This window comes from Variovorax sp. YR752, from assembly GCF_943372545.1.
Genome location: NZ_CALRZC010000205.1, coordinates 1 through 15,410, shown reverse-complemented (window position 1 = coordinate 15,410; position 15,410 = coordinate 1). Strand labels below are relative to the sequence as shown.

Below are 15,410 nucleotides of genomic sequence, written 5' to 3'. Positions count from 1 at the left end.
CGAGAAGCGCAGCGCCGGGGTCGGCGCGCGCCAGCGCGCTTCGTGAACTGACTTGCCGCGGTTGTTTGAACGCAGCGACCGCAGGTCGCGAAGTGAGTTGGGCGGCCTGCCCCCTGGCGCGAGCATCGCAGTGGAGTCGGCGCGCAGCGTCGACCGCCGCCGAATGAGCCACCAGCGGGCAGCGTCTGCCGCGACGCTAATAGAGGGCACGAAAGCAGACACACACAGAGTTCAGCTCAAGGCCGACAGCTGCCACTTGACCGCTCTTCCGCCGAGTCCTTCCTCCCCGTTGCGCGTCACTTCGCGAGCGGCAGCTCCAGAACGAACTCCGCACCGCCGTCCGCGTGGTTGCCGGCGCCCAGCCGGCCGCCATGCTGCTCGACGATGCCGTAGCTGATCGACAGCCCCAGCCCCGTGCCCTTGCCCACCGGCTTGGTGGTGAAGAAGGGGTCGAAGATGCGCGACAGGTGCTCGCTCGCGATGCCCGGGCCGTTGTCGCGGAGCACCAGCCGCGCGGCATCACCCTCGCACTGCAGGGTGATCCACATCGCCGGATCGCTGCGTTCACGGGTGGCCGCGGCGTCGTAGGCGTTCTGCACCAGGTTCATCACCACCTGCAGCAGCTGCCCGGCATTGCCGTTGACCGTGCACGCCGGGCCCGGCGTCCAGTGCACGGTGAACGAGGGCGCGGTGCCCTTGCGCACCCAGTGGATCGCCCGCTCGATCACGCCGTTCAGGTCGACCTCGCTGCGTTCGCCGCGGTCCATCGCCGAGAAGCGCTTGAGGCCCTGCACGATGTCCGCGGTGCGATGCGCGCCTTCGAGCGTGCCTTCCATCAGCGAGGGAAGGTCGGACAGCAGGTGATCGATGCGCAGCCTGGCGCGCAGCGCCGCCTGCTCGTCCGCCCCGGCGTTCGCATGGATCGCGCCGAGGTACTCGCGCAAGCGCTCGGTGTAGCGCTGCAGCGCATGCACGTTGCCGAGCACGAAGCTGATCGGGTTGTTCAGCTCGTGCGCCACGCCGGCCACCAGCCGGCCGAGCGAGGCCATCTTCTCGGAGTGCAGCAACTGCTGCTGGGTGCGCTTGAGCGCCTCGTGCGCCTCGCGCAGCTGGTGATACGCGCGCTTGAGCTCCCCCATTGGCCGCCCGACGAACACATGGCCGACGCGCTGCCCGGCGGCATTGAAGCGCGGCGTGATGTTCAGGTCCACCGGCACCGGCTGGCCGTGGGCGTCGCGCAGGTCGATCTCGATCGTGCTGCCGCCGCGTGGCGTGGTGGTCAGCGCCTGGGCGATGCGCTGCACGCTGGCCGCGTCGGCGAGCAGATCGGGCAGCGGCGTGCCGCGCAGCTCGGCCTCGCTGAGCCCGACCAGTTCGCGCAGCGCGGCGTTGGTCTCCTCGATGCGGCCGGCGTCGTCACAGGCGACCAGCACGTCGCTCATCGCCGACAGCAGGCTGAAGATGAACTGCTGCGACTGCTCGAGCTGTGCGTTCTTCTCCTCCAGCGCGATCTCGTCCTGCACCAGCTGCGAGTAGACCTCGTCCATCTTGGCGATCACATCCAGCCAGGCGGCGTCGTCGACCCCGTCGAGCTGGCCCAGCTTCAGCAGCGTCTCCTCGCGGGTCGGGTCGGGGTGCTTGTCGCGCGGCATGGTCGTTGCGGGCGTCTCAGTGCACGGTGCAGACCATGCACGGGTCGAAGGAGCGCACGATGTGCTGCACCGCCACCGGCGTGTCCTCGCCCTCGCGCACCGGCGCGCCTTCGAGTGCGGCCTCCAGCGCGCCGGGCGTGCCGGCGGCGTCGCGCGGCGAGAAGTTCCAGCTCGTCGGCGCAACGATCTGGTAGCGCGCGATGCGGCCGTTGCGCACGCTGACCCAGTGTCCGAGCGCACCGCGCGCGGCTTCGGTCAGGCCGGTGCCGTCGGCATCGGCCGGCAGCCGGTCGGCATGGAAGAAGGGCTCGCGCGGCGACAGCGCAGCGAGCCAGCGCTCGGTCATCGGCAGCACGCGGGCCAGCTCGATGAGGCGGGCCAGCACGCGGCTGCGGACGTTCGCACCGTGGCGTGCCACTGCATCGCGGATCAAGGGCTGGCCACCGGCGAGCTGCCGCGCGATCGCGCCGGTCTCGACCACCTCGCCGGCCAGGCGCGGCGCCTTGTTCCAGGTGTAGCCACCGGGCTTGTCGAGCATCGGCTCGGTGAGGCCTTCGCGCGGGTGCAGCGGCGAATCGCCGGCGAGCCAGGCGTGCGTGGCGTCCTCGCGGATCGCGTCGAGGTCGGCGGCGTGCAGGGTTTGGCCGGCCTCGCGCCAGAGGCCAGCCGGGAGCTCGAAGCGGCCATCGGGTTGCCGGTAGGCGCCATAGCTCAGCGTGCGGCCCGGCCCGCGGCCGAGCGATTCGAGCCCGAGGTCGGCAGCGATGGTGAGGAACAGGCGCAAGTCGCCGCGTTGCGGATCGGCCGCACGCCAGCGCTGCAGCGCCGCTTCGCCGTCGAGCGCGCTGACTTCTTCCAGCGGCGCGCCGAAGGTGGTGCGTTCGAGGAAGGCGCGAAACTCGCGCACCTTGGCCAGCAGCCGGATGCGCTCGGACGCCTCCACCCCTCGCGCGCTGCCGCCGGGCTGGATGCTCAGCGTGTGCGGCCACTTGCCGCCCAGCGTACCCATGATCTCGAACCAGCGCTGCCGCGCCGCCAGCGCCGCGCGGCCATGCTCGCCGGCCAGTGCGGCGAAGCGGCGAGTGGCTTCGCCGAACCACGGCCGATCGGCGTAGACCGGCCGGGTGAAGTCGGGCATGAAGAACAGGTAGAAGTGCGACAGGTGGTCGGCCAGGTTCTCGCAGGCCAGCATCAGGTTGATGACGTGCACGCCGTTGGGCGGCAGTTCGACGCCCGATGCATCGGCCAGCGCACGCGCCGCGGCGACCGACTGCGACACCGAGCAGATGCCGCAGATGCGCGGCACGATGACCAGCGCGTCGTGCGGCTCGCGGCCGACCAGCATCTGCTCGAAGCCGCGGTACATCGGTGCATTGACGCGCGCCGATGCGACACGGCCGTCGGCGACATCGAGCTGGACCTCGAGATCGCCCTCGACGCGGTTGAAGGGGCCGACGACCAGGCGAGTCATTTCAATCTTGTCTTGCGCACCGCCGGTGCGACCACGACGTGGTCGGCGGTGGCGTTGCTCTTCACGCGCTTCGGTGTCGCGCTCTTCGACAGTGACGCCAGCGCGACGAACCAGGCCTTGGGCATGTCGGTCGGCAATCCGATCGGGATGCCGGCCAGCTTGGGCGTCTGGTGGTACGGGTGGCCCGGGTCCTGGAAGCCAGGCTCGGTGCAGCTGATGCAGGCGTAGCCGCCGCGTGTGCACGAGCCCTCGCCGTTCCACAGCCGCGTGTTGCAGTCGGCATGCGCCTGCGTGCCCTTGCAGCCCATGTGCTCCATCATGCAGCCGAGGTCGGACGGCTTCTCGGCGCTGGCCTTGAACTCGTAGTACTCGTTGCGCGTGCAGCCGTGGTGCACCAGCTGGTCGGCATAGAAGCGCGGCCGGCGCAGCGGGTCGAGGTCGTCGGCGGAGAACATGCCGGCGGCCAGCGCCATCAGCGTGTCGACCACCCAGCCGGGGTGCGTCGGGCAGCCGGCGACGTTGATCACCGGCAGGCCGCCACGCGCGACGAACTCGGCGCCGAGCAGGCCGCCGGGGCGGTCACCGTCGTACTGCAGGCCGCAGGCCTCGGTGATGTTGGGGCCGGTGGCGGTGATGCCGCCCCAGGCCGCGCAGGAGCCGACCGCGACCACCTGCGTGGCCACCGCGGCGAGTGCGCGCACCCAGTCGATCATCGGCACGCCGGTGCCGGCGAGCAGGTGGAAGCGCCCCGTGCCGTTCGGCCCACGCAGCAGCGAGCCTTCGACGCACAGCACGTCGAGCCGGGTGCGGCCGTCGCGGCAGTCCTCCAGCAGCGTGATCACGTCGCGGCCGCTGTGCAGCGACAGCGAGGGATGCCAGAGCAGATCGATGCCACCGCTCCTGAGCATCGCCGGGAAGTCGGCCGTGTCGGCGCACAGCAGCGACATGCTGCAGCCGCCGCAACCGCCGCTCTGAAGCCAGAGAACGTTCATGACTTGTCCTTCACGTCCTTGGCGTCTTCCAGTCCAAACCGCTGCAGCTTGGCGCGCAGGCCGACGCGCGACAGGCCCAGCTCCTGCGCGGCGCGAGTCTTGTTCCAGCGATGCCGCAGCAGCGCCTCGCGCAGCACCATCGCCTCGATCGCGTCGAGGCGTTCGGCCAGCGTTCCACTGGGCGGCAGCGCTTGGCCGTTGGCCACTGGCACATGGGCCCCGGCCTGGCCATGCAGCAGCCGGCGCGAGAAAGCCGCCGCGTGCAGCACCGCGCCGTCGCTCAGCGCCAGCGCGCGGGCGATCTCGTTGCGCAGTTCACGGATGTTGCCCGGCCAGGGGTAGCTCACCAGCACGGCGCGGGCGTCGTCGTCGAAGGCCGGTGCCGCCAGGCCCAGTTCGGCGGCCACGTCGCTGCGCAGCCGCTCGGCGATCGGCACGATGTCGCCCGGCCGCTCGCGCAGCGGTGGCATCGCCATCGTCACGCCGGCGATGCGGTAGTAGAGGTCTTCGCGGAAGCGGCCGGCGCGCACGTCGGATTCCAGGTCGCGGTGCGTCGCGGCGATCACCCGCGCGTCGACGGGAATCGCGCGCGTCGAGCCGACCGGGCGCAGCTCGCCTTCCTGCAGCACGCGCAGCAGCTTGACCTGGAAGGCTGGCGAGGTCTCGCCGATTTCGTCGAGGAAGACGGTGCCGCCGTTGGCGCGCTGGAACAGGCCGATGTGGTCGTCCACCGCGCCGGTGAAGGCGCCGCGTTTGTGGCCGAACAGTTCGCTCTCGAGCAGCGTGTCGGGAATCGCCGCGCAGTTCTCGACCACGAAGGGCCCGGCATGGCGCGGGCTGGCGTAGTGGATCGCGCGCGCCAGCAGCTCCTTGCCGGTGCCGGACTCGCCGAGCACCAGCACCGACAGGTCGTGCCGCGCGATGCGCCGCGCCGTCTCGCACACGGCGTCGAGCGGGCTGCCGGCGGCGCGCACGATGCGATCGAAGTCGAACGCATGGCGTGCCTGCGCGAGGCGCGCCTGGCTCTTCACACGCAGCGGGCCGCTGCCGCTGCGCAGCTCGATGTCCAGCCGCGCCAGGCCGTGCTGCAGCGTACGCGCCTCGGCGGCGGCGCGCACCGTCTGCAACAGGTGCTCCGGCACCCAGGGCTTGAGGATGTACTGCCAGATGCCGGCGTCGTTGATGCCGGCGATGATGTCTTCGCTGTCGGTGTAGCCGGAGATGACGATGCGCACCGCGTCCGGCCAGCGCTCGCGCGCCTCGCGCAGGAACTCGACGCCGGTGGTGCCGGGCATGCGCTGGTCGCACAGGATCACGTCGACGTCGCGGCGTTCCATCTGTTCGCGTGCGGCGTCGGCGTCGGTCGCGGTGAGGATGTCGAAGTCCTCCTCCAGCGTGCGCCGCATCGCGTCGAGCGAGCGCACCTCGTCGTCGACCAGCAGCACGGTCGGCATCATGGCCGGTGGGTCGCCAGGTGCCGCGGCGTCCACGCATGCGGCTTGCGCGTCACGAAGTGGTGGCGCGCCACGTGGTAGCTGGGGTCGAAGCCGTAGAAGTTGCGGTGCATCTGCTGCAGTTCCTGATCGCGGTAGGCGGCCAGCGCTTGGTGCGCCTCGTCCTCGGCACGCGCACGCTGCTTGGTGGCGATGCGCTCGGCGTGATTGTGCGCCGCGGCCAGGGCGAGGGCCCGCGTTTGCGCCGCCTGCGGCAGCCCGTCACTGCCGGCATTCAGCACGGCATCGACCAGGCCGAGCGACACCGCCTCGGCGGCCGACAGTGGCAGCCGCCCCTGCATCACGCGCTGCGAGACCTCTGCGGCGCGTGCAGCGCCGACGCGCCGCGGCAGCGTGCAGGTCCAGTACTCGGAGCCGTACAGGTTGCCCATGTTCTTGTAGTGCGGGTTGAGCACCACGCCGCCATGCGCCCAGACGATATCGGCCGCGAAGCCCAGCCAGCAGCCGCCGGCGCCGGCATTGCCGCGCATCAGCGCGACGGTCAGCCGGTCGGTCAGGGTCAGCAGTTCCAGCACCACGTCGTCGATCGCGTTGATGTTGCGCCAGGAGGCGTCGGCGGCGCTGTCGCCAGCGTCCTGCGCCGCGGCCTCGATGTCGTGCAGGTGGATGCCGTTGCTGAAGAAGTCGGTGCCTCCTTGCAGCACCAGCACCTGCGTGTCGCGCATGCGAACGAGCCGCAGCGCGTCGCGCAGACGCTCGCACTGGCGTGTGGACATGGCGCCGTTGTGGAAATCGAAGGCCAGCCAGCCAACCCGCTGCCCGTCAGCGCCGCTCTCGGCGTAGTGCAGCTCGTCCCACTCGGCGGCGTCGCGCTGCAGCGGCACCTCGAGTTCGGGCAGAGCGGCCGACTCGGCGGCGAAGGCGCGTGTGGCCGCCAGCTTCAAGGCCGGCTGGCCGGGTGGCGGCTCGCAGCGCACGTGGCCGATCCAGACGCCGCCGTCGACGGTGCGACGCAGCAGCGCCGGGCCGCGCCGCGCGACGAGGCTGCCGGGCGCACCGGCGGGGGCGCGCTGCAGTGCGGCTGCGCTGGCTTCGTGCGCATCGTGCAAGCGGCAACTGCGGCCGAACAGCACGTCGGCCACGCCGGGGTGGCCGTCGGCACTGCGGAGCTTGCGCAGCACGCTGGCCGTGTCGTCGCGCGACCAGTCGATCGCGCGCTGCGCAGCAGGCACCGGACCCTGCCAGCCGCCGCCCCAGGTCGGTGGCGGCGGCAGGTGGGGCGGCGAGGCGGGCGCCATCGCGCCGGCTCGAAGACGATCAACCGCCTCCAGAACCGCCTCGACCGCTGCCTGCGTGACCTCATGCCGGTACAGGCTGGCCTTGCTCGCATCACGGCGCAGCGCAAAGGTCCGCCACGCCCACACCGGCCCGGCGTCGAAGTCACCGATCGCCTGCAGCACTGTGACGCCACCCTCGACATCGCCGCGCAGCACCGCCCAGTCCAGCGCCGCCGGACCGCGATCGCCCGGCGGGCCGGGGTGCACCACGAGGCAGGGCCGCACCGACCACACCGACTCGGGAATGCGGCGCTTCAGGAAGGGCGCGATGACCAGGTCAGGGTCGGCGAGCGCCACGGCTTCCTCGGTCACCGCGTCCGAGATGTCGAGCTCGACGCTGACCTCATGGCCAGCTCCGCGCAATGCGCAGTGCAGGCGCTGGGTCAGGCCGTTGAAGGCGTGTGCGAGCAGCAGCAGTTTCACGCCGACCTCTCTGCGCGAAGGACCGTCAGCAGATGCGCGGCAGCGGCTCGCCCGAGAGCCAGTCGACCACGCGCCGGCCGCCGAAGGCGGTGGCCATCTGCACGAAGCGCTGCGCATCGTCGGTGACCGTGCCGATGTGTGCCGCGTCGCGGCCCAGCGGGTGCGAGCGCAGCGCTTCCAGCGCGCCCTCGGCCACCGCCGGATCGCAGATCACGATGCACTTGCCCTCGTTGGCGATGTACAGCGGATCCAGCCCGAGCAGCTCGCAGGCAGCCTCGACCTGCGGCTTGATCGGGATGGCCGCTTCCTGCAGCAGCATGCCGACGCCCGACTGCTTGGCGATCTCGTTGAGCGTGGTGGCCAGGCCGCCGCGGGTCGGGTCGCGCAGCGTGCGCACGCTGCCCTCGGGCACCGCCGCGAGCAGCCGTGCGACCAGCGTGTGCAGCGCCGCGGTGTCGGACTCGATGGTGGTCTCGAACTCCAGCGACTCGCGCCTGGACAGCACGGCCACGCCGTGGTCGCCGATCGTGCCGGAGACCAGCACCGCGTCGCCCGGCCGAGCCAGCGCGCCGCCGATGCGCCGCGCCAGCGGCACCGCGCCGACGCCGGTGGTGCTGATGAACACGCCGTCGCCCTTGCCCTGCTCGACCACCTTGGTGTCGCCGGTGACCACCGGCACGCCGGCCTCGCGCGAGGCCGCCGCCATCGACTCGACGATGCGCTTCAGGTCGGCGAGCGGAAAGCCTTCCTCGAGGATGAAGCTCGCGCTCAGGTACAGCGGCGTGGCGCCGAGCATGGCCACGTCGTTGACCGTGCCGTGCACCGCCAGGCAGCCGATGTCGCCGCCGGGGAAGAACAGCGGCGAGATGACATGGCCGTCGGTCGCCATCACCAGCCGGTGGCCGGCGGGCATGGGCAGCAGCGCGCCGTCGTCGCCCTGGCGCAGGTACTCGTTGTCGAAGGCACGCGCGAACAGCTCGGCGATGAGCTGCGCCGAGGCGCGGCCGCCGGCGCCGTGGTTCATGTCGACGCGGCCGTGCCTGAAGTCGATCGGGCGGATGTAGTCCTTCTTGCTCATGAATCACACGGCCACGACGGGAATGTCGCGGAACCGTCCGTAGGTGTAGTGCGCCGCGCAGGCGCCTTCGGAGGACACCATGCACGAGCCCATCGGGCTCTCCGGCGTGCACACGGTGCCGAACAGCTTGCAGTCGGTCGGCTTCTTGACGCCGCGCAGGATGGCGCCACACTCGCACTGCTTGTGGTCGGGCACGCTCTTGTAGACGAGGCCGAAGCGCTTCTCGGCGTCGAAGCGCTCGAAGGCCGGGCGGATCTTCAGCGCCGAGTAGGGCACCTCGCCGAGGCCGCGCCACTCGAAGCTGGAGCGCAGCTCGAACACCTGCGAGACCACCGCCTGCGCCGCGAGGTTGCCCTCGCGCGTGACCGCGCGGCTGAACTCATTCTCGACCTCGGCGCGCTTCGCATTGACCTGGCGCACCAGCATCAGGATGGCCTGCATCACGTCCAGCGGCTCGAAGCCGGCGATCACCACCGGCTTGCGGTACTCCTGCGCGAAGTGCTCGTAGGGCCGTGCACCGATGACGATGCTGACGTGCGCCGGCCCGACGAAGCCGTCGATCGGCACCGTGCCGTACTGGCGCACCTCGGGCGACTCGAGGATGTGGGTGATCGCGCTGGGCGTCAGCACGTGGTTGCACAGCACGCTGAAGTTGGCCAGGTTCTCGGCCTGCGCCTGGCGGATCACCAGCGCCGTCGGCGGCGTGGTGGTCTCGAAGCCGATGGCGAGGAACACCACCTCGCGGTCGGCATGCTCGCGCGCCAGCTTGAGCGCATCGGCGGCCGAATAGACCATGCGGATGTCGGCGCCACGCGCCTTGGCGCGCATCAGGCTGAGCGACTCCGAGGCCGGCACGCGCATCACGTCACCGTAGGTGCACAGCATCACGCCACGGTCGAGGGCCAAGGCGATGGCCTGGTCGATGCGGCCGATCGGCAGCACGCACACCGGGCAGCCGGGCCCGTGGATCATGCGCAGGTTCGCTGGCAGCAGCTCGGCGATGCCGTAGCGAGAAATGGCATGCGTGTGGCCGCCGCAGAACTCCATGAAGTGGTAGCGCCGGCCGGCATCGGCCTCGGCGGCGATGCGCTGGGCGAGGGCTCTGGCCACCTCGCCGTCGCGGAACTCGTCGACGTATTTCATGCTTGCCGCTCCGCGGCGGCCATTTCGGCGAACAGCGCCAGGGTCTTCTCGGCCTCGTCCGCATCGAGCAGGCCGATCGCGTGGCCGACATGCACGATCACGTAGTCGCCTAGCCTGGCCTCCGGCGTCAGCGCGACCGACACGCTCTTGCGCACGCCGCCGAGTTCGACGATGGCGTTGTCGCCGTCTTGCAGTGCCACGATGCGGGCGGGGAGGGCGAGGCACATGATCAGAGTTCCAGGGCAACGGCTACTTGCGGCGTGGCGGCCTGCGCGACCGTGCATGCCGCCACCCAGGCCTGACCGAGCGCCAGCCCGGCGTCGCCGCAGGGCGTGCTGCGCGGCGCATGCACGGCGAGCCCGCGGCGCTGCAGGTCGGCGCTGAGGCGCTCGGTGAGGATGCGGTTCATGAAGCAGCCGCCGCCGAGCACGACGGCGCGGCAATCATGCTGATGGGCGGCCCGCGCCGCGGCGTCTGCCAGGCCGTCGGCCAGCGCGTGATGGAAGAGCAGCGCAGCGCGTGCCCGCGCCAGTTCGTCGTGCGGCAGGTCGAACAGGTTCGCGACGATGGTGCCCGGATCGAGCGAGGGCGGGATCGGCGCTCGTGGTGACCGCAACTCGTCATGCGCGAGTGCCTGCGCCGCCAGCCGCTCCAGTGCGATCGCTGCCTCGGCCTCCATCGTCTGGCGCACGCTCAGGCCGAGCGCGCCGGCCGCCGCGTCGAACCAGCGTCCGGCGCTGCTGGTGGTCGGGCAGTTCAGTCGCCGATCGAGCATCTGGCGCAGCAGGCGCGCGGCCTGCGCGCCGACGGTGGGTGCGAAGCGCGCCTCGATCTGATCGCCCCGGCCGAGCGCATGCAGCACGGCGGCGGCCATTCGCCAGGGTTCGCGCGCGGCCACGTCGCCACCGGGCAGGGCGATCGGCTGCAGGTGCGCCAGCCGCTCCCAGCCATGCGCCGACGCGCCGCCATCGACCCACAGCAACTCGCCACCCCAGGCCTGTCCGTCGGTGCCCAGGCCGACGCCGTCGAGCGCGATGCCGATGACCGGTTCGGCCAGCCCCTGCTCGGCGATCACCGCCGCGATGTGGGCGTGGTGGTGCTGCACGCCGATCGCCGGCACGCCGAGCCGATCGGCCAGTGCGAGCGCCAGCCGCGTGCTGTGGAAGTCGGGGTGCAGGTCGTGGGCGACGGCATCCACGCCGCCTTGCGCGAGCAGCAAGTCTGCCGAGGCGTCGAGCGCGCGGCAGGCCTCGGGTTCGGCCAGGTCACCATGCTGTGCAGACCAGGCGAAGCGCTCGCCGTCCAGCCGCAGCGCACGGTTCTTCAGGAAGGCGCCGCAGGCCAGCACGTGCGCGGGCGCGGCGGTGGGCAGCATGGCGATGGTGTCCATCACGAGAACTTCACGCCGGCGGATGCAGCAGCCACTCGACCCAGGCGTCCAGCCCGGCGCCGGTCTTCGCCGACACCAGCAGCACCTCGATGCCCGGGTTCACGCGCTGAGCGTACTCGATGCACTTCGGCACGTCGAAGTCCAGGTACGGCAGCAGGTCGGTCTTGTTCAGCACCATCAGCCTGGCGGCGGCGAACATGTCGGGGTACTTGAGTGGCTTGTCCTCGCCCTCGGTCACCGAGAGGATGGCGATCTTCGCGGCTTCGCCCAGGTCCCACATCGCCGGACACACCAGATTGCCGACGTTCTCGATGAAAAGAATGGAGCCCCCACGGCCGCGGAGTACCGCGTCCGGCCCCCCGAGGGGGTCTCGCCCAGCTTGGGGCGGCCCGGCGCTGGGCTCGTGCGCCGCTGCGTGGTGATGATCATGCTGATCGTGGCGGTGCGCATGCAGATGCAGCCGCGAGAACGCCTCCGCCACCATCGGCGCATCGAGGTGGCAGCCCTTGCCGGTGTTGACCTGGATTGCGCTGGCGCCGGTGGCGCGGATGCGGTCGGCGTCGTTGCTGGTCTGCTGGTCGCCCTCGATCACTGCCAGCGGCAACGCGGGCGCATGACGCTTCAGGTACTCGATCGTCGCGCACAGCAGCGTGGTCTTGCCCGAGCCCGGGCTGGAGACCAGGTTGTAGGCCGTCACGCCGTGCGTGGCGAAGTGCGCACGGTTGGCCGCGGCGATGCGGTTGTTCTCGCCGAGCACGTCGGCCTCGAGCTTGATCGCGCGGGCCTGGCTCATGCCCGGCACCGAGACACGCGCGCTGCCGGCCCCGTAGTGCAGGTCGCCGGTGCGTGAATCCACCGCGACATGGGCCGCGGCGGGATCGGCGACGGTGGTGTTGGCGCAGCCGCAGACGACGCACATGGGTCGCTCTCCTTCAGTCGTCGTGGACCAGCAGGTCGAGCACGCGAAGCTCGGTCCCACCGGTGGGTTGGATCTGGTGCCCGCCGCATTGCGGGCAAGGGTCGGTGCGTGCGCCGATCTCGACGCTCGCCGCGCAGCGCAGGCACCAGGCCGTGCCAGGCGGCTCGTCGATGGCGATGGCTGCGCCTTCCAGGCAGGTGCCGGGGATCACCGCGTCGAGCGCGAAACGCAGCGCACGCACCTCGACGCCGGACAGCGCGCCTGCCTCCAGCCGCAGCTGCGAGACGCGCGTGAAATGGTCGCGCGCGGCCGCGTCCTCGACCAGCTTGACGATGCCGCCGGCCAGGCTCAGCTCATGCATGGGCCGGCTCCGGGGTGGCTTCGACCATGAACTCGACGCAGGGGTCGAAGGCGACCGCCGCGCGTGCCGCCTGCGCAATGGCCTCCTCGCCGCGCAGCGTGGCCAGCGTCTGCGCCAGCACGCCCTGCGGATGGAAGTTCCATTCGGTGGGCGCGAGCACGCGGCAGTCGGCCACGCGCGGGCCCTGCGGCGAATCCTCCAGCCGCACCCAGTGCACCAGCAGGCCACGCGCCATCTCGGTCCAGGCAATCGCTTCGCCGGGCGCCAGCGGCAGCGCGCCTTCGGCGAGCCAGTCGCGGCCGCTTGGCGCGGCCAGGCGCAGCACATCGACGAGGCGGGCGATCAGTCGCATCCATGCATTGTGAAGCGGCAGCGGCAGCGGGTCGACGCTGCGTGTCCACGGGCCGGTCTCGGCCGGCACGCCGTGCCAGTCGGGCCGGGCACAGAAGCCGGGCTCCTCCGCCATGCGCTGCGCCAGGCGGGGCATCTGTGCGAGCGGCTGGTCGAGCAGGCGCAGCGGCTGGGCCGGCGTGGCCAGGGCCTGCAGCGCGCGGCGTTGCGTGCGCAGCAGCCGGGCCGGTGGTGTGTCGGCCTGCTCACACCAGCGCTGCACATGGCCTGGCGGATCGGCTTCGTGCGCGGCCAGCCACGAGTGCAGCGGCTCCATCAGCCAGCGGTGGGCCAGCCACTCGGGCAGTGCGGCCATCTGTTCTGCTGCGCCGAAGTCCTCGCGCCACAGCGGGCAACTGCGCAGCGTCAGGGCCGGCTCGCCGGCCGGCGCACCGGGCAGCAGGCGATGCCAGTCGTGCGCGATGCGCAGGATCTGGTCGCGTGCGGTGGCGGCTCGCAGGGCGCTGCGGTCGGCAGGCGTCGACAGCGCCGGGTCGCCGAGGGCGGCGCTCACCGCACGGTGGGCGGTGCTGCGGTGGGCGTGCGAGCACAGCGTGAACAGTGCGCCCAGCACGGCCGGCAACTCGGCGGCAGCGCGGCCGCGGGCCACGCGCGAGGCGAGCAGCGGGCGCGCGCCGCTGATCGCGGGCCCGGCGGAGCCGGGGTGCAGCCGCACGCTGCCGGTCAGCGCGGCCATGTCCATCACGCCGCTGCTCCGGCGCGGCCGAACAGGAAGCCGCGTCGCGCCGGCTGCTGCGGCGGTCGCCCGGCGCCGCGCAACTCCTTGAGTGCCTCCTGCGCGGTGGCCAGCGCCGCTGCCTGGTCGGCGAACTCGAACATCGGCGAGAACAGCGAGCAGGCCTCGAACGGGCCGACGTCGGGCTCGTGCGCGCCGATGAAGTCGAAGCGGCGCGCACCGATGTCGCGTGCGGCGGCGATGCCCACGCCCAGCGCGGTCTGCCCATCGTGCAGCGGCAGGCGCAGCAGGTTCATGCACCAGGGCGTGATCAGCGCGCCGAGCGCGAAGTCGTCGGCCTCGTCGACTCGGAAGTCGACGGTCGCCACCTCGAGTCGCGGATTGTTCAAGGGCAGGCCGGCCATGCGCGTGCGCGCGATGCGCTCGAACGCCTGCTGCAAGCGGTCCACGCGCACGGCCAGTTCGTTCATGCCGCGTCCCGCAGCACCATGAACTGCTCGGCCGCGCCATCGCACTGCGGGCAGCGCCAGTGCGCGGGCAGTGCGCTGAAGGCGGTACCGGGGTCGATCTGCCAGACCGGATCGCCCTGCGCCGGGTCGTAGACCCACCAGCAGATCTTGCATTCGAGGCGCGCGCTCGCTGGAAGACGCGATGCATCGCCCAGGTAGCTGCCCTCGAAGCCGGGCACGAAGTTCACGATTGAGCGACCCATTGCAGCACTTCGGTGAGCCGCTCCTGCGTGTCGGCCAGGTCTTCGGTGGCGGCGCAGGCCACCTCGGGGATCGTGCTGACCTCGATGGCGTTGAGGATCACCTTGTCCTGCGAGTTGTAGTAGACGACGCGCCAGGTGTCGGCGGCCAGCGTGTTGGTGATGCGGCAGTTGCCGTAGCCGCGCGACAGGATGACGACGCGGCCGGTGCCGAGCTGGTGGTCGATGTGGGCGATGTCGTCGGGCGACAGCGGCAGCAGCGTCAGGTTGACCACGTGCGCCTCGTCGCGGGGCTGGCGGCGCCGGCGCGCATCGGCCAGCTCGACCAGCAGCGTCGGCACGTTGATCAGGCCGGCGGGCAGCGGCTGCGGCGGCGTTCGCGGCGCGGCGGCGTCGTCGCGGGCGGCCTCGATCAGGCAGGACGGGATCGGGCCGATCTCGATCTGGTCACGCAAAGCGCCGTCGTCGTCGCTCGCGATCACCCGCCAGACGCCGGCGAACACCGACTCCTGCACGCGCAGGCGCACCGCGTCGTCGCCGAACTCGCGGGTTTCCGGCCGGGTCAGCACCTGGGCACTGACTTCGCCTTCGCCGAGCACCTGGTTGACCAGCGCGAGTTCGTCGGCGGGCAGGCCGGTCAGCGTGATCGGCGGCGGCAGTTCGCCGCGCAGCCGCGCCTCGACCGCTGCGAGGATGGCGTCGAGCACCTCGCGCGCCAGCGTGTGGCCGGCCAGGTCCTCCGGCTCGGGCAGCACCGGCGGCCTGTAGGTGTCCATGCCCGAGGGCATGGGCATGTAGTCGAGCGTTTCGTCCTCGGGCTGGCTGCCGGGGCCGAGCGCGGCGACGACGGGAATCGGGAAGGGGCGGTGGTTCGGGTTCATGCGGACGTTCTCGGCTTCAGTGACAGGACGACGACGCGCCGTTCGCCCTGACCAGCGGGATGCCGATGGTCGGTGCCCGCGAGACAGGCATCGCCAGTGCCTGCTCGACGAGCTTCACGTAGTCGGTCCAGTCGTGCATGCCGGCCAGCGTGGTGATGTACTGGCCGTCGCGCAGGAAGACCAGCGCCGGCCAGCGCTGCGAGCCGTAGCGGCGGGCGATCGCCTCCTGGTGGTCGAGCGGCACCACGCCGATCTCGAAGGCGCTGCCGACCGCACTGCGCAGTTCGGGCAGCACGACGGCGACGTCCAGGCCTTCGGGGAACTGCACCGGTTCGCCGCTGAGCAGCAGCACGTGGTCGCCCGCTCGGGCGAGGAAGGCATCCAGCGAGTCGGTGTCGACCCGCGCTGCGCCGAAGTCGTCGATCAGGCGCTGCATCACGGGCGGCAGGGTGGTGGCGGTCATGCGGTATTCACTCCGGAATGCGGCCGGTGAGTGCGGCCAGGGCGGTGGGG

General features: G+C 71.5%; 16 protein-coding genes. All 16 read right to left on the bottom strand.

Annotated elements, in window-relative coordinates; translation table 11 throughout:
• Positions 1-296 precede the first annotated feature (296 nt).
• The 16 genes from AAG801_RS32410 to AAG801_RS32335 are packed head-to-tail and all read right to left on the bottom strand — an operon-like array spanning position 297 to position 15,360.
• Complete coding sequence (locus tag AAG801_RS32410; protein ID WP_341892100.1) at positions 297-1,652, bottom strand: ATP-binding protein; 1,356 nt, start codon at positions 1,650-1,652, stop codon at positions 297-299.
• A 16-nt stretch (positions 1,653-1,668) separates the two neighbouring features.
• Positions 1,669-3,123 (bottom strand): nickel-dependent hydrogenase large subunit, encoded by a 1,455-nt coding sequence (locus tag AAG801_RS32405; RefSeq protein WP_341892099.1) that lies wholly within the window; start codon positions 3,121-3,123, stop codon positions 1,669-1,671.
• Positions 3,120-4,115: a HupU protein gene (locus tag AAG801_RS32400; protein WP_341892098.1), complete on the bottom strand. Its 996-nt coding sequence runs from the start codon at positions 4,113-4,115 to the stop codon at positions 3,120-3,122. The genes AAG801_RS32405 and AAG801_RS32400 overlap by 4 nt, the downstream gene beginning before the upstream one ends.
• Positions 4,112-5,572: a sigma-54 dependent transcriptional regulator gene (locus AAG801_RS32395; RefSeq protein WP_341892097.1), complete on the bottom strand. Its 1,461-nt coding sequence runs from the start codon at positions 5,570-5,572 to the stop codon at positions 4,112-4,114. The genes AAG801_RS32400 and AAG801_RS32395 overlap by 4 nt, the downstream gene beginning before the upstream one ends.
• Entirely contained in the window at positions 5,569-7,329 is a 1,761-nt protein-coding gene (locus AAG801_RS32390) for a hydrogenase maturation protein (protein ID WP_341892096.1), read from the bottom strand. Before AAG801_RS32390 ends, AAG801_RS32395 begins: the two co-directional genes overlap by 4 nt.
• Positions 7,330-7,354: 25 nt before the next feature.
• Positions 7,355-8,407 (bottom strand): hydrogenase expression/formation protein HypE, encoded by a 1,053-nt coding sequence (gene hypE / locus AAG801_RS32385; RefSeq protein ID WP_341892095.1) that lies wholly within the window; start codon positions 8,405-8,407, stop codon positions 7,355-7,357.
• A gap of 3 nt (positions 8,408-8,410) precedes the next feature.
• Positions 8,411-9,550, bottom strand: a complete 1,140-nt coding sequence (gene hypD, locus AAG801_RS32380; protein ID WP_341892094.1) for a hydrogenase formation protein HypD — start codon at positions 9,548-9,550, stop codon at positions 8,411-8,413.
• Positions 9,547-9,777: a HypC/HybG/HupF family hydrogenase formation chaperone gene (locus AAG801_RS32375; protein WP_341892093.1), complete on the bottom strand. Its 231-nt coding sequence runs from the start codon at positions 9,775-9,777 to the stop codon at positions 9,547-9,549. Before AAG801_RS32375 ends, hypD begins: the two co-directional genes overlap by 4 nt.
• 2 nt (positions 9,778-9,779) lie before the next feature.
• Positions 9,780-10,940, bottom strand: coding sequence for a carbamoyltransferase HypF (locus tag AAG801_RS32370; protein ID WP_341892092.1), 1,161 nt, complete (start codon positions 10,938-10,940; stop codon positions 9,780-9,782).
• A 10-nt stretch (positions 10,941-10,950) separates the two neighbouring features.
• Complete coding sequence (gene hypB, locus AAG801_RS32365; RefSeq protein WP_341892091.1) at positions 10,951-11,859, bottom strand: hydrogenase nickel incorporation protein HypB; 909 nt, start codon at positions 11,857-11,859, stop codon at positions 10,951-10,953.
• 13 nt (positions 11,860-11,872) lie between these two features.
• On the bottom strand, positions 11,873-12,220 hold the full coding sequence (locus AAG801_RS32360) for a hydrogenase maturation nickel metallochaperone HypA (protein WP_341892090.1): 348 nt from the start codon (positions 12,218-12,220) through the stop codon (positions 11,873-11,875).
• A complete protein-coding gene (locus AAG801_RS32355) occupies positions 12,213-13,313 on the bottom strand; it encodes a hypothetical protein (RefSeq protein WP_341892089.1) in 1,101 nt (366 codons plus the stop codon). The genes AAG801_RS32360 and AAG801_RS32355 overlap by 8 nt, the downstream gene beginning before the upstream one ends.
• Entirely contained in the window at positions 13,313-13,777 is a 465-nt protein-coding gene (gene hybE, locus AAG801_RS32350) for a [NiFe]-hydrogenase assembly chaperone HybE (RefSeq protein WP_341892088.1), read from the bottom strand. Before hybE ends, AAG801_RS32355 begins: the two co-directional genes overlap by 1 nt.
• Positions 13,774-14,019, bottom strand: a complete 246-nt coding sequence (locus AAG801_RS32345) for a rubredoxin (protein ID WP_341892087.1) — start codon at positions 14,017-14,019, stop codon at positions 13,774-13,776. The genes hybE and AAG801_RS32345 overlap by 4 nt, the downstream gene beginning before the upstream one ends.
• The gene (locus tag AAG801_RS32340; RefSeq protein ID WP_341892086.1) at positions 14,001-14,897 is read right to left on the bottom strand and encodes a hydrogenase expression/formation protein; all 897 of its coding nucleotides are present in this window, start codon (positions 14,895-14,897) and stop codon (positions 14,001-14,003) included. The genes AAG801_RS32345 and AAG801_RS32340 overlap by 19 nt, the downstream gene beginning before the upstream one ends.
• 16 nt (positions 14,898-14,913) lie before the next feature.
• A complete protein-coding gene (locus tag AAG801_RS32335) occupies positions 14,914-15,360 on the bottom strand; it encodes a hydrogenase (protein WP_341892085.1) in 447 nt (148 codons plus the stop codon).
• Positions 15,361-15,410 lie beyond the last annotated feature (50 nt).

What these genes read in the sequence shown, in the direction of transcription:
- AAG801_RS32370 (WP_341892092.1), bottom strand. Translation starts at nt 10,940, where the DNA reads ATGGACACCATCGCCATGCTGCCCACCGCCGCGCCCGCGCACGTGCTG.
- AAG801_RS32360 (WP_341892090.1), bottom strand. Translation starts at nt 12,220, where the DNA reads ATGCATGAGCTGAGCCTGGCCGGCGGCATCGTCAAGCTGGTCGAGGAC.
- hybE (WP_341892088.1), bottom strand. Translation starts at nt 13,777, where the DNA reads ATGAACGAACTGGCCGTGCGCGTGGACCGCTTGCAGCAGGCGTTCGAG.
- hypB (WP_341892091.1), bottom strand. Translation starts at nt 11,859, where the DNA reads ATGTGCGTCGTCTGCGGCTGCGCCAACACCACCGTCGCCGATCCCGCC.
- AAG801_RS32405 (WP_341892099.1), bottom strand. Translation starts at nt 3,123, where the DNA reads ATGACTCGCCTGGTCGTCGGCCCCTTCAACCGCGTCGAGGGCGATCTC.
- AAG801_RS32395 (WP_341892097.1), bottom strand. Translation starts at nt 5,572, where the DNA reads ATGATGCCGACCGTGCTGCTGGTCGACGACGAGGTGCGCTCGCTCGAC.
- hypE (WP_341892095.1), bottom strand. Translation starts at nt 8,407, where the DNA reads ATGAGCAAGAAGGACTACATCCGCCCGATCGACTTCAGGCACGGCCGC.
- AAG801_RS32345 (WP_341892087.1), bottom strand. Translation starts at nt 14,019, where the DNA reads ATGGGTCGCTCAATCGTGAACTTCGTGCCCGGCTTCGAGGGCAGCTAC.
- AAG801_RS32340 (WP_341892086.1), bottom strand. Translation starts at nt 14,897, where the DNA reads ATGAACCCGAACCACCGCCCCTTCCCGATTCCCGTCGTCGCCGCGCTC.
- AAG801_RS32400 (WP_341892098.1), bottom strand. Translation starts at nt 4,115, where the DNA reads ATGAACGTTCTCTGGCTTCAGAGCGGCGGTTGCGGCGGCTGCAGCATG.
- hypD (WP_341892094.1), bottom strand. Translation starts at nt 9,550, where the DNA reads ATGAAATACGTCGACGAGTTCCGCGACGGCGAGGTGGCCAGAGCCCTC.
- AAG801_RS32410 (WP_341892100.1), bottom strand. Translation starts at nt 1,652, where the DNA reads ATGCCGCGCGACAAGCACCCCGACCCGACCCGCGAGGAGACGCTGCTG.
- AAG801_RS32335 (WP_341892085.1), bottom strand. Translation starts at nt 15,360, where the DNA reads ATGACCGCCACCACCCTGCCGCCCGTGATGCAGCGCCTGATCGACGAC.
- AAG801_RS32355 (WP_341892089.1), bottom strand. Translation starts at nt 13,313, where the DNA reads ATGGACATGGCCGCGCTGACCGGCAGCGTGCGGCTGCACCCCGGCTCC.
- AAG801_RS32375 (WP_341892093.1), bottom strand. Translation starts at nt 9,777, where the DNA reads ATGTGCCTCGCCCTCCCCGCCCGCATCGTGGCACTGCAAGACGGCGAC.